Annotated in this window: 10 protein-coding genes; 6 read left to right on the top strand and 4 right to left on the bottom strand. The window is 67.6% G+C overall.

Features of this window, described 5'->3' with window-relative positions; translation table 11 throughout:
- The first annotated feature begins 55 nt into the window (after nt 1–55).
- The 4 genes from NF4_RS21555 to NF4_RS21540 all read left to right on the top strand — a co-directional run bounded on the left by NF4_RS21555 (nt 56) and on the right by NF4_RS21540 (nt 5,407).
- Nucleotides 56–1,069 carry a methyltransferase gene (locus NF4_RS21555; RefSeq protein ID WP_063814659.1) on the top strand — a complete coding sequence of 338 codons (1,014 nt, stop codon included), beginning with the start codon at nt 56–58 and terminating at the stop codon, nt 1,067–1,069.
- A 14-nt stretch (nt 1,070–1,083) separates the two neighbouring features.
- Nucleotides 1,084–2,316 carry a cytochrome P450 family protein gene (locus NF4_RS21550; RefSeq protein WP_063129158.1) on the top strand — a complete coding sequence of 411 codons (1,233 nt, stop codon included), beginning with the start codon at nt 1,084–1,086 and terminating at the stop codon, nt 2,314–2,316.
- A gap of 77 nt (nt 2,317–2,393) precedes the next feature.
- On the top strand, nt 2,394–3,983 hold the full coding sequence (locus tag NF4_RS21545) for an NAD(P)/FAD-dependent oxidoreductase (RefSeq protein WP_063129157.1): 1,590 nt from the start codon (nt 2,394–2,396) through the stop codon (nt 3,981–3,983).
- A 101-nt stretch (nt 3,984–4,084) separates the two neighbouring features.
- A complete protein-coding gene (locus NF4_RS21540; protein ID WP_063129156.1) occupies nt 4,085–5,407 on the top strand; it encodes a salicylate synthase in 1,323 nt (440 codons plus the stop codon).
- Between the two features lie 200 nt (nt 5,408–5,607).
- On the opposite strand, the gene NF4_RS21535 is transcribed toward NF4_RS21540, so the two are convergent.
- Nucleotides 5,608–6,213: a TetR/AcrR family transcriptional regulator gene (locus tag NF4_RS21535; RefSeq protein ID WP_063129155.1), complete on the bottom strand. Its 606-nt coding sequence runs from the start codon at nt 6,211–6,213 to the stop codon at nt 5,608–5,610.
- Between the two features lie 93 nt (nt 6,214–6,306).
- Here NF4_RS21535 and NF4_RS21530 point away from each other — a divergent pair, with 93 nt between their 5' ends.
- A complete protein-coding gene (locus NF4_RS21530) occupies nt 6,307–6,954 on the top strand; it encodes an FMN-dependent NADH-azoreductase (RefSeq protein ID WP_063129154.1) in 648 nt (215 codons plus the stop codon).
- 1 nt (nt 6,955) lies between these two features.
- Complete coding sequence (locus tag NF4_RS21525; RefSeq protein ID WP_063129153.1) at nt 6,956–7,276, top strand: DMT family transporter; 321 nt, start codon at nt 6,956–6,958, stop codon at nt 7,274–7,276.
- 102 nt (nt 7,277–7,378) lie between these two features.
- Here NF4_RS21525 and NF4_RS21520 read toward each other — a convergent pair whose 3' ends face one another.
- The 3 genes from NF4_RS21520 to NF4_RS21510 all read right to left on the bottom strand — a co-directional run bounded on the left by NF4_RS21520 (nt 7,379) and on the right by NF4_RS21510 (nt 12,918).
- Nucleotides 7,379–9,124, bottom strand: coding sequence for an ABC transporter ATP-binding protein (locus tag NF4_RS21520; protein WP_063129152.1), 1,746 nt, complete (start codon nt 9,122–9,124; stop codon nt 7,379–7,381).
- On the bottom strand, nt 9,121–10,971 hold the full coding sequence (locus NF4_RS21515) for an ABC transporter ATP-binding protein (RefSeq protein WP_063129151.1): 1,851 nt from the start codon (nt 10,969–10,971) through the stop codon (nt 9,121–9,123). The genes NF4_RS21520 and NF4_RS21515 overlap by 4 nt, the downstream gene beginning before the upstream one ends.
- A 429-nt stretch (nt 10,972–11,400) precedes the next feature.
- On the bottom strand, nt 11,401–12,918 hold the full coding sequence (locus NF4_RS21510) for an MFS transporter (protein ID WP_063129150.1): 1,518 nt from the start codon (nt 12,916–12,918) through the stop codon (nt 11,401–11,403).
- Between the last annotated feature and the right edge of the window lie 2 nt (nt 12,919–12,920).

Raw genomic sequence — 12,920 nt, 5'->3', positions numbered from 1 at the left:
GTCGATACGAAACACATTGATGGCGAACAGCTTTGGCGATCTACAGGAAGTAGGCATGGCAGCTCACCAACGACTCATGAACATGATGTTCGGTACGATCTGCTCCCAAGTTGTCGGCACCGCCGCCCGCCTCGGGCTCGCCGACCACCTGGGCGACGATGAAATCGGCTACCAGAAACTGGCCGCGCGCACCGGCACCCATCCCGGCGCGCTCGCCCGATTGCTCCGGGCACTGGCCGCCTTGGAGATAGTGGTCGAAACCCGCCCCGGCACATTTCGGTTGGGCGAGGCCGGTATGCCGCTGCGCACGGATCGGCCGGATTCCCAGGCGGCCGCCGTGCTGCTGTTCACCGATCCGGCCCTGCTGGATTCCTGGAAGCTGACCGAAGAGGCGGTGCGCACCGGGCAGCCGACCTTCGAAGGGCTCTACGGCACCGACTTCTTCAGCTTCCTCGCCACACAACCGGAGCTTTCGCAACGATTCAACGCGACGATGCGACAGGTCAGTCTGCCCATCGCACACCTGGTTCCGGTGAGCTACGACTTCACCCGGTACCGCACCGTCATCGATATCGGCGGCGGTGACGGCACCCTGCTCTCGCAGATCCTGCGCGGCGCACGCGCACTGCGTGGGGTGGTCTTCGACTCGCCGACCGGAGTCGCCGAAGCCTTATCAACCCTGACCGCGGCGGGCGTCGCCGACCGCTGCCGCATCGAAGCCGGCGACTTCTTCGCCGCGGTCCCCGAGGGCGGAGATATCTACGTACTGAAGAACATCCTGCACGACTGGGACGACGAACGCTGCGCCATCATCCTCGAGCGCTGCCGCGAGGCGATGCCGGCCGGCGGACGGCTGCTGATCGTGGAATCCGTACTGCCCGATGTGGTCGACACCTCGGATCCGGCCCCCTATCTCACCGACATCAGCATGCTCGTCAACATGGGCGGCCAGGAGCGCACCCGGTACGAATACGAACAGCTCTGCCGCCGTGCCGGATTCGCTGTCACCGCGGTCCATCCCACCGTCTTCCCCACGTCGTACTCACTGATCGAGGCAACGCCGGTCTGAACGGAACACCACCCATGCTCGACAAGTCCCGCCCGATCGTGGTCGACCTGCTGGCCGACGATTTCCACGAACGGGCCCACACCATCTACGACGAGCTGCGCGCGCAGTCCCCGGTCGCCTTCGCCGAACTGCCGGAGCAGCCGGGCCGGGGATTCTGGATGATCACCGGATACACGGCTTCCGTTGCCGCACTGCGCGACAATCGGCTGGCGAACAATCCGCGCGCACTCCTGTCCCCCGAGCAGCTCGCGGCCAGGGCACGAGCCCGGATCCCGGAACCACCGAACACCATGCTGTTGTCCGACCCACCGGAGCACACCCGCCTGCGGCGGGCCGCGCAGCAGGCGTTCACTCCCAGGTCGGTCACCGCGTTGCGTCCCACGGTGATCCGGCATGCCGAGCGACTGCTCGACGCGGCGGAAAAGGCGGCCCGCAACGGTGACGGCACTGTCGATCTGCTGCACACCTACGCCTACCCGCTGTCCCTGACCGTGCTCGGCGAGATTCTCGGGTTCCCCGAGGCGTGGCATCCCGGCCTGCACGACCTCGCCGTGCGGGCGGCAACCGCCTCCACTCCCTTGTCCGGCCCCGACCCCGCCCTGCGCGAGCTGCTCGAGGGCTACACCCGCGATCTCCTGCTGCTCAAAAAAGAAAGCCCCGGCGACGACCTGGTCAGCAGGCTGGCACATCCGGAGTCGGGTAGAGACGCGCTGTCCGACGCTGAACTGATGGCCATGATCGGTCTGCTCGTGGCCGCCGGTTTCGAGACATCGGCGGGCCTGATCGCCAGCGCCACCCTGTCCCTGCTCACTCACCCTGCCCAGTGGGCCGCACTCCGCGATGATCCGGAACTGGCCGCTCCCACCGTGGAGGAGACCATGCGCTACTGGGGGCCGGTGGAATCGGCGACGATGCGTCTCGCTGTCGAACCGCTGGTCCTCGGCGGCCGGCACATCGAACGCGGCGACCGGGTCCTGGTGTTCCCCGCCGCCGCCAACCGCGACCCGGCCCACATCACCGATCCGCACCGCTTCGATATCCACCGCGAACCCCGGCCCCACCTGGGGTTCAGCGGCGGCATACACAACTGTATGGGGGCCGCCCTCGCCCGCACGGAGGTCGCCGTCGCACTCACCACCCTCACCGCGCGCTGGCCCGAACTGCGCACCGCCGTGGATCCGGCCGAATTGCGCTGGCGCCCCGGTATGGGACTGCGCGGCCTGCGCCGCCTTCCGGTACGTCCCTGATCCCGAACACCGCGTGAACCCGGCTCCTTTCCGGCGCCGGGGCACCACACGCACACAACAGCACAAGGAGTCCGACCATGTCATCCCCGACCGACGCCCAGTACGACGTCGCCATCCTCGGCGCCGGGATCGCCGGCAGCACCTTGGCCACGATCCTGGCTCGCCACAAGCTCGACGTCCTGCTCATCGACGCGGGAGTGCATCCGCGCTTCGCGGTCGGTGAATCCACCATTCCACACGCGACCACCACCATGCGTATTCTCGCCGAGCGCTACGACGTCCCCGAACTCACGGCGCTGGCCACCTTCGAGAGCACCGCCGAGCAGGTGACGAAAACATGCGGGCAGAAACAGAATTTCGGATTCGTCTACCACGAGCAGGGCCGGCCCGCCGACCCGGCCAAGGCCAACCAGGTCGTCCTGGCGTCCGGGTACCGCCGTGCCGAATCGCACTGGTTCCGCCAGGATATCGATTCGTACGTGTTCCACCTCGCCCTTCGCTACGGCGCGACAGCCCGGCAGAACACACGAATCGCCGATATCGAGATCGACGCGGACCGCGGTGCCGAGCTCCGCACCGCGTCAGGTGAGTCCTTCAAGGCCAAGTATCTGGTCGATGCCACCGGTTTCCGCTCCGTACTGGCCGACCGGTTCGGGCTCCGTGAACAACCCACTCGCGCGCGGACACACTCCCGTTCCCTATTCACCCACATGATCGGTGTCGAACCCTTCGACGATGTCGCGCCGGTTCGCTACCACCAGCCGAGTCGGTGGCACAACGGCACCCTGCACCACGTCTTCGACGGCGGCTGGCTCTGGGTGATCCCGTTCGACAACAGCGAGCGCTCGATGAACCCGCTGTGCAGTGTGGGACTCACCCTCACCGGGGACGCGGTCTTCGACGACCGCGCCGCACCGGAGAAAGAGTTCGACGACTTTCTCGAACGGTTTCCGGACGTCGCGAAACAGTTCCGGTCCGCTACGGCCGTCCGGCCGTGGGTGAGCACCGGGCGGCTGCAGTACTCCGCGTCGGATACGGTAGGCGACCGCTTCTGCCTGACCGCCCAGTCCGCCGGGGCGATCGACGCGCTGTTCTCCCGTGGGCTCGCGAACTCCTTCCAGACCGTGAACGCCCTGGCATGGCGAATCATCGAGGCGGCCCGCGACGATGATTGGTCGACCGAGCGCTTCGCCGATGTCGATGCGGTACAGCAGCGCATGTTCGACGTACACGACGATTTCGCCTATTCGTCCTACGTCGCATTTCGCGACTACGCACTGTGGGACGCGATCTTCCGGGTGTGGCACACATACAACTTCTATGCCGACGCCGCCCTGGAACACGCTCTGTCCCGCTACTTCGCCGGCCAGGACGACCAGGTGTTCCGATCCCTGGAGCGCGGTGACTCCGCGCTGGCCCAGGCGGTGCGGGGCCTGGTGACATCAGCGCGGGAAGCCTGCCAGGCCGTCGAACGCGGAGAGTTGACGCCCGCGGCGGCCGCGACGGCGATCATCGATCGGATCAACAAGGAACGGTTCTTTCCCGACTACCTGCCCCACGGGAATCCGGATCTGAAGTACGTCGATATCAGCCAGGACAAGGCGATGGAGTTCATGCAGTGGTCCCGCACCGAGGCGCCACAGTGGATCCGAGAGTCCTTTGCCTGACTCCCCCGATCTTCGACGGCGGCCCGGATCGCCGTACCCAGCAGCAACCGCGATCCGGCCGCTGCGCGGTCGGCATCTCCCCGAATCGGATAGCGAGCACGATGAACCGGTCCACCACTCTCGGCGCTGACGACTATGTGCATACCGTGCGCCGGCACCACTCCGACCCGTTGGCGCTGGCGGCCGCGATCGCGGCCTCCGGACAGCTCACCGACTACGTGGTCTACGAACAGCCGGGACACTGGTATGTGGCCGGAAATCCGATCGGCGCGGTGACCGTCGGCCCCGGCCGGCTGCACACCACCCTCGGCGGCGACCGCACCGAATCCTGGACCGGCACACCGTGGGCGCAGATCCGGGCCGCGCTCGACCGGGCACCGGTGCCGCGGTGGCGGGCCTACGGCTGGGCGTGCTTCGAACTGTGCCGGCCCGATACCGCGTCTCCGGACGATATCCTCGCCCACTTCATGGTGCCCGGTGTGGAACTCGAGATCACCGAAACCACGGTGCACAGCCGTTGCTACGGCGCCCCGTTCACCCTCGACCTGCCCGATATCACCGCCACCGCGCCGGCGCCCGCACCGGTGCCGGTGGGCGAGGTCGACACCGCGTATCTACGGCGCGTACGGCATGCCCTGGACCGCATCCACCACGGCGAGTTCCACAAAGTGATCATGTCCCGGCAGGTCGACGTGCCGTTCGCGGTCGATATGCCGGCCTCCTATGTGGCGGTCCGCCGGAACAACACCCCGGCCCGCTCCTTCCTGCTGGACCTCGGCGGCTGGCAGGCCGCCGGGGTGAGCCCGGAGACCGTCCTCGAAGCCGACGGCGCCGGGCGGGCCGCGACCCAACCGCTGGCCGGTACCCGCGCCCGCACCGGCGATGCCGACCACGACCGCGCGCTCCGGGATGCTCTGCTCACCGATCCGAAGGAGGTCTACGAACACGCCACCTCCGTACGACTCGCCTACGACGAACTCGACAGCCTCGGCAGTGCCACGCGAGTCAGCGAATTCCTCACCGTCAAGGAGCGCGGCAGCGTGCAGCATCTCGCGTCCCGGGTCGAAACTCTGTTGCCCCCCGAGCAGAGCGGCTGGGACGCACTCGCCGCCGTCTTCCCCGCCATCACTGCCTCCGGCATCCCCAAGGCACCCGCCTGCGCCGCGATCGGCGATCTCGAACCCGGCACCCGCGGCCTCTACAGCGGTACCGTCGTCCGTGCGGACAGCACCGGCGTCCTCGATGCCGCACTGGTTCTGCGCGCTGTCTATCAACGCGGCGGCCGGAGCTGGTTGCGCGCCGGAGCCGGTGTCGTCACCGGCTCGACACCGGAGCGAGAACACGAGGAGACCTGCGAGAAACTCGCCTGCATCGCCCCGTACCTCGTACCGGCTCCCGCGCACAGCGCGGTTCGGCCTCGTTGAGCCCGAGGCTCGACGTGTTTCCGGTGTCGGGTCCATGATCCCCGCCGCGGCGACGGCGGTCAGGGCAACGAGCATCAGCAATTCGCCGGCGTCCGGACGCCGCCGCAGGAGTAGCAGACTGCCGAGGCCGATCGCAGCCGAATCATGAACCGGCCGGGGCAGGGGCCCGATGCCGGGCGGGTGGGTAGCCGGTGTGCGGATCAGCTGGTCGCAGACGCGATGACGGCGTGGGCCAGGTCGGCGAGCGCGGCGGTGATCTGCCCGGAATCGATGCCTCGCTCGCGCTGATGCCGATAGACCTCCACGGCCACGGGGGCGAGTAGGACGTCGACGAGCGGATCGGGTCGCGCCACCCCCGCTGCTACCAGCAGCGCCCGCACATGCGCAGCCCAGAACCCGTACGCGCCGGTGGCGAACCGTGCTTCACCGCGTTCCGCGCCCAGCACGAGATCACCGTGCGCGTCGAGCAATTCGACCATGGCCGCGTAGAAGGCTGCCAGCCGCTCCGCCGGAGGCGCGCCAGGTCCCAATGGTGGCGTCCCGCCGAGCAACTGCTCCTGGAGCTTTCGTTCGTGGTCGTCCAGCAATGCCGTCGCGATGGCGCCGATATCCGGATAGCGGCGATACAGCGTGCCGCGCCCCACGCCGGCCGCCTTTGCGATGTCGTCCATGGTTACCGCGCGTGGATCGCGGTTGGTGAACAGTTCGGCCGCCGCGGCGAGGATCTTCGCCCGATTGCGCGCTGCGTCCGCTCGTTCGCCACCACCGGGTGCCGGTGCCGTGAGCAGGTCGACGCGAATATCCATCCCAGCACCCTAACGCAATAAGTGGACATTGTGTCCAGTTGATTCTATGATCCACTAAGTGGACACGGCGTCCACTTATCTGGAGGTTTCATTATGCCCACTCTGTTGCACCTGGACGCAAGCGCACGCACCCGTTCGATCAGCCGTGAGGTGAGTGCAGCGTTCGCCGACTCCTGGCGCCTCGAACATCCCGGTGCCGGCTATGTGTACCGGGATCTGGCGGCCGATCCGGTGCCGTTCATCGATGCCGGCTGGACCGAGATCTGCGACGCGGTCCTCGCCGCGGGCGAGACCGACCTCGATCGGCTCGCCACGCTGGTACGTACCCCTGCCCAAGCCGCCGCATGGCGGATCGTCGAGCCGCTACTGACCGAGCTGCTCGCCGCCGACATCGTGCTGATCGGCACCCCGATGTACAACTACTCCATTCCGGCGGCGCTCAAGGCGTGGCTCGATCAGGTGACCTTTCCGCGGATGTCGCTGGCGCCGCGCCGGTTCGTGGTGGCCACCGCCCGCGGCGGGGCCTACTCACCCGGTACGCCCAAGGCCGCTTTCGACTATCAGGAGCGCTATCTCCGCGATTTCTTCGCGGGCCATTTCGCCGTGACCGGCACGGTCTTCATCAACGCCGAGCTGGCCAATTCGCGCCAGGATCCGGCGCTTGCCCGGCTGCGCGGCGAGCACGACGCGTCGTATGCGCTCGCCCTCGACACCGCCCGCGAACTCGGAAAGGGCTACTGAAATGAGCTGGCTCGTCCTCGCTCTGGCAGGAGTGGTCGAGATCGCCTGGTCGCAGAGCATCAAACCGACACAGAACTTCACCCGGCCACTGCCCACCCTGCTCTGCTTCGGGCTCGCCGCAGTCGCGGTATACCTGCTCTCCCATGCGATGCGGACCCTGCCCGTCGGCACCGCCTACGCCGTGTTCACCGGCATCGGCGCACTGGGTGCCATCGGCCTCGGCGTGATCGTCGACAAGGATCCCCTCAGCGCGGGCCGGGTACTGGCACTGTCGATGATCGTCGGCGGCATCATGCTCGCCCGGATCACCGGCCCCCACTGACGGGCGGGGCCCGGACCGGCCGAGGGGGGTGGCAAGCAACAATCGCCGCGCCTGCTCGAAGGCCCGGGCGGATGGTCTCCGAGTCACCGCGACCTTCTCGCGTTATACCGACGCGGTGACCCGCCAGTGCCGCGCCCGTGTCTGGGCCTCCCACATTGCGCTGTAGCGACCCCGCCGGGCCAGCAGTTCGTCGTGGGTGCCGCGCTCGGATACCACACCGTCCTCCAGGACCAGGATCTGATCCGCCGCCACCACAGTGGAGAGCCGATGCGCGATCACGACAACCGTCTTCTCCGCGACCAGCGCATCGATGGCGTCCTGGACATAGACCTCGCTCTCGGTATCCAGCGCGGCGGTCGGTTCGTCGAGCAGGACGATCGGCGCGTTCTTCAAGATCGCGCGGGCGATCGAAATACGCTGACGTTCCCCACCGGACAACGCGCCACCGATCTCGCCGACCCGGGTGTCGTAACCGCGCGGAAGCCGTTCGACGAAGGTGTGGACATTGGCGGCCCTGGCCGCGGCCTCGATTTCTTCCTGGGTGGCGTCGGGTGCGGCCATCGCGATATTCGCGCGGATCGTATCGTCGAACAGGTACACATCCTGGAAAACCACCGCGATATTGCGATAGATCTCCACCGGGTCGAGGTCGCGCAAGTCGAGGCCGCCGATCCGGACGCTGCCGGCTTCCGGGTCCGCGTACCGGGTCAGCATCCTGGTCACCGTCGTCTTGCCGGAGCCGGACGGACCCACCAGGGCGGTGAGCGACCGCGCGGGAGCAGTGAAGGACACCCCGCGTAGGACCGGTGAGCCATCGGGGTAGGCGAAGTGCACATCCGCGAATTCGATGTCATAGCCGGTGATTCGCGCTTCCGGCTCGCCCACCGGGAGCGCCGGGGCATCCAGCACCGCACCGACACGTTCCAGCGCCGAGTCGGTGATCTCGAAAATCGCCGAAAGATTGGCCATGGTCGACAGCGGCTCCGCGAATCGCACCGCGGCGGCCACCACGGCGATCAGTAACGCCGCCGACATATCCAGATCGAGTACCAGCGCCGACCCGACGGCGACCATCACCACCAGACACAATTGAACGACGCTGGAGGCCAGCAGGCCCGGCCAGGTCAGTCGTTTCTGCATCCCCGACATGGCCTCGTTCTGCTCTTCGAGGGTCTCGACCAGTCGCTGCGAGGAGCTGCCGATCTGCCCGGTCGCGCGCAGCACGGGCAAGCCCTGGACGTATTCGACGATCCGGCTCGCCGCCGCGGCATCGGCCGCGTCGGTCCGGCGCGCACCCGCGCCGGTGATCTGCTGGATACGGCGGACGAACAGCACCGCGAACGGTAGCGATACCGCGAGCACCAGACCCAGGCGCCAGTCGATTCCGATGATGATCACCCCGATGACCGCCGGGACCGTCACCATCTGGATGAACAGCAGGGCCATTCCGGACGAACTCATCGTCGCGTTGGCGACATTGCTGCCCATCACCGTGGTGAGGTCCCCCGCGGCCCGGCGCTCGAGGTCGGCCTGCGGCATGGTCCGCAAAGTGTCACCCAGTCGCAGCCGGGTGGCGGCGAGCACATCGGCCCACCGCCCGAACTCGAACCGGAGCTGCCCGTAGTGGAATGCCGCCTGAAACACCCAGCAGGCCACCAGTACGCCGAACCAGGTCCACACGACGGTGGTGTTCACATCGGGTTGGCTCAGCTCGTACAGAATCGGAATCAGCGTGGCATAGGCTGCCGCCTGCAGGATCGAACCGAGAAACGCGCACCACAGAGTGCGGCGGAACTCGTCCCGGTAGTCCCCGGCGGCGAGCAGCATGAGCCGCAGAATTCTCCTCATCGGTTCGTGGCCTCCTTGTTCTTGCCGCTGCCCAGACCCCAGCCGCGGGCGCGCTGGTGGTGCTCCCAGAGCCGGGCATAGCGGCCGCCGGACGCGAGCAGTTCGGTATGCGTGCCGGATTCGGACACCCGGCCGGATTCGAGCACCACAATCTGGTCCGCATCGACGATCGTGGACAGGCGATGCGCGACAACGAGCACGGTACGACCACGCGTGAGCTCGGCGATCGCATCCTGGATGGCCGCCTCGTTCTCCGGGTCGGCGAACGAGGTCGCCTCGTCGAGGATCACGATCGGAGCATCCGACAACAGGGCACGGGCGATGGTGATCCGCTGCCGTTGACCACCGGACAATCGCGCCCCCCGCTCACCGACCGGCGTGTCGTAGCCCTGCGGTAGTTCCGAGACGATGAAATCGTGGGCCTGGGCGGCCCGCGCCGCGGCCTCGACCTCGGCGTCGGTCGCCGAGGGGCGAGCGAGCCGGATGTTCTCCGCCACGGTGTCGGACAGCAGGAACGGATCCTGGAACACCATCGCCAGGTGCCGGAGCAGATCCGCGGAGGCGATCTCGCGGACATCCACCCCACCAACGAGCACCTGCCCGGAATCCACATCCCAGAACCGTGGAATCAGGCGTGCGACCGTAGATTTACCCGACCCCGACGGACCGACCAACGCGCACACGGTGCCGCTCGGAACAGTCAGATCCACACCGTCCAGCGCGGACCGGTCCGCACCCGCGTAACCGAACCGGACGGACCGGAACACGATCGACCCGTCGGCCGGGGACCGCGGGTTCTCGGGCTCCGGCAACGGCTCGATATCGAGCAGCTCGGCGATGCGAGCGGCACCGGCCTTGGAGTCGTTGATCAGATTGGACAGGTTCATCAGCGGCACCACCGATTCGACCGGAAGAGTGCCGATCAGAATCGCGGCGATCAGTTGCGCCGGCGACATCGACCCGTTCGCCGTCAGCCAGATACCCACCGCGGTCACGATCACGATGGTGGGCAGCGGTGCCACCGTAAGATTGGCGAAGATCATCGCACTGCGATTGTTGTTCTGCCAGACGGTGGTCGCGATATTGAACTGCCGGACCCGGTCGACGAAACGCCGGAACGAGACCGTGCCGTCGTCGAAGGTCCGCACCACCGGCATACCCTGGACGAACTCCACCGTCGCCGCGTTGATGGCCTCGTTGGCCTCGTCGTAACGACGCCGGGTCTCGACGTAATCCCGCAATGTCAGCTGCATCCCGACGAACACCACGGGCAGGAACAACGCGACCGCCAGCAGCAGCCGCCAATCCACGAAACCCAGCGCCACGAGCGCGGCGATGGGCTGGGCCACCGTGAAACCGGCCAGTGGTACGGCGTCGGCCACCGCCATGTGCAGGCCGCGGACATCGTCCTGGACGACCTTTTTCACCGCCCCCGAGCCCAGGCGCTGCGCCTCACCCAGCGGGACCCGGCCGAGATGCGCGGCGAGATCGCTGCGCAAACGTTGCTCGAGATCGAAGGAGGCCAGATGGGAGAGGAGGAAAGACCATGCGCGCATGGCGAATCGGGTGAGAAACCCGACCGCGGCCAGCACCAGGAAAGCCACCACCGTGCCGGTCTCGGTCTCGGCGTCCAACAGCTCGCCGAGCACGAGCGCCAACCCCACGAAACCGGCCACCCCGGCCGCTCCGCCCAGGGCACCGATCGCCAAGGACGCACCGAGCCGCGCGCGTACCGGCTCGGTCACGCGGAACAGGGCGCTGCCGGGTGTCACCCCGGCCTCGTCCGCGACCGCACGGGGTTCCTGTCCTACCTCGTCTACCTGGAGCGATGCCCCGGTACCACCCATTTTCACGGCTCCTGTCCATCACCCACGAGACGCGCCTGCCCCTTCGGCAGCACCGTCGCGCGGGCTATCGCAATCGAGGCCAACTTCATCAACAGCCATAGCGTTAAGAAAACGATTGTCATTGTCGAATGCGCGAACTGTAACACAGCGCCGCACCGGATTCAGCCGACCCGAGCCAGCGCTTTCCGCGGCCCCGCACATCCACGCGCACACCGGAGAAGCCCGCGACACAGACCATCTCGCCACCGGACCGGACAGCCGAGACAGTGCGTCTTTTCGTCCTCGACGACCGCGTACTGCCGTTGTCACGCCGGGCCCCGACCGCGATTTCCGGAGTCATCGGCCGCGGGCGCCGCTGTATCGGCTCGCCATGGCGCCGCCCCGATCGCGGCCGACAGGTGATGTTCGCGCCGGTCTTCCCACCCACCGCTACGACCGCTCAGCCGGGGAGCCCACATGGTCGCCCACCGGCCGCGACCCGTCGAGGGCGGGGCCGCCGGGGAGTGCGGACGGATGCGGCCCCACGGAGTTCGGCGTATCGCTGCGCCCACCGGCTGTTCGCCGCGGCCGGTCGGCGGGCAGGACCGCCACGGCCGCGATCGAACCGAAACCGACGAACAACGCCGCGATCAGCAGTGCGGTGGTGTATCCGTCGACAAGAACGGTCCGGTCCGTGTCACCGCCGATAACGTTGCCCGCAATCGTCACCAGCACGGCCAGACCCAGCGATCCGCCGAGTTGCCGCGAGCTGTTGAGAATTCCCGAAGCCAGGCCCGCCTTTTCGGCAGGCACCCCGGAAACTCCCGCCATGCCCATCGCGACCATGGCGGCGCCCATCCCGACACTGCACACCAGCGACGGACCCAGAATCCCGGTCACGAATCCGGTCGACTCGGTGGCCTGCGCGAACCAGACCAGTCCCAGCGCGCCCACCATGCCGCCCGCACCCATCACCAGGCGGGCACCGATGCGGCCGACCACAGCCTGGGCGATCCGCAGGCCGACGACCACGCCCACACAGAACGGGAGAAAGGCCAGGCCGGTGAGGGTCGGGCTGTATCCGAGCACCCGCTGCAGCAACTGAGAGACGAAATAGAAGCTGGCGATCTGCCCCGACACCAGCATGAACCCGAAAACGGTCGCCCCGATCAGCCCCCGGCGGCGGAGGAAACCCAATGGCACCAGTGGTTCCTCCGCCCGCGCTTCCACCATGACGAAGACCGCGAGGGCGGCCAGCCCGAGCCCGAACAAGCCGAGGACCCACATCGACGACCAGGTGTACCGCTCGGTCGAGATCACCGCCGCCACAAGCGAACTCATTCCCACGGTGACCGACGCAGCCCCCGCGACGTCCAGCGGGCCCCGTCGCGGGGCGGTACCGTCCCGCACGCCCCGCCGCACGGCGACCACCGCCGCGACCACGAACACCAGGTTGATCCACATCACCCACCGCCAGCCGAGGTAGTCGGTCAGCAGACCGCTCATCACGACGCCGAACGCCCCACCGGCCGCGCCCGCACCACCCCATACCGCCATCGCCCGGGCACGGGCGGGACCTTCCGGAAACTCCGAGGTCACCAGGGACAATGCCATGGGCGCGAGGGCGGCCGCGGCGACCCCTTGCAGCGCCCGGGCGGCGATCAGGTCCCATCCGAACTGCGCCGCCCCACCCCAGGCACTCGCGATTCCGAACACCGCGAGGCAGCCGTACAACAACCGCCGGCGCCCCATGAAGTCGGCCAACCGGCCGCCCAGCAGCATCAGACCGGCATAGGGGAGCAGGAAGGCGTTGAGGACCCAGCTCAACTGCGAAGGGCCGTAGTCGAAGACGGAATCGATCTCGGGCAACGCGACATTCACGATCGACAGATCCAGGGAGACCGTGAACATCACCAGGAAGACGACTGCGAGTGTCGCGCCCGACTGGTCGGGTTCGCGCGTGGTCACGG

The organism is Nocardia fusca NBRC 14340 (genome assembly GCF_001618425.1).
Classification (GTDB): Bacteria; Actinomycetota; Actinomycetes; order Mycobacteriales; family Mycobacteriaceae; genus Nocardia; species Nocardia fusca.
The sequence above is the reverse complement of the archived record's forward strand: the minus strand, read 5'-3'. Positions and strand labels throughout refer to the sequence as shown.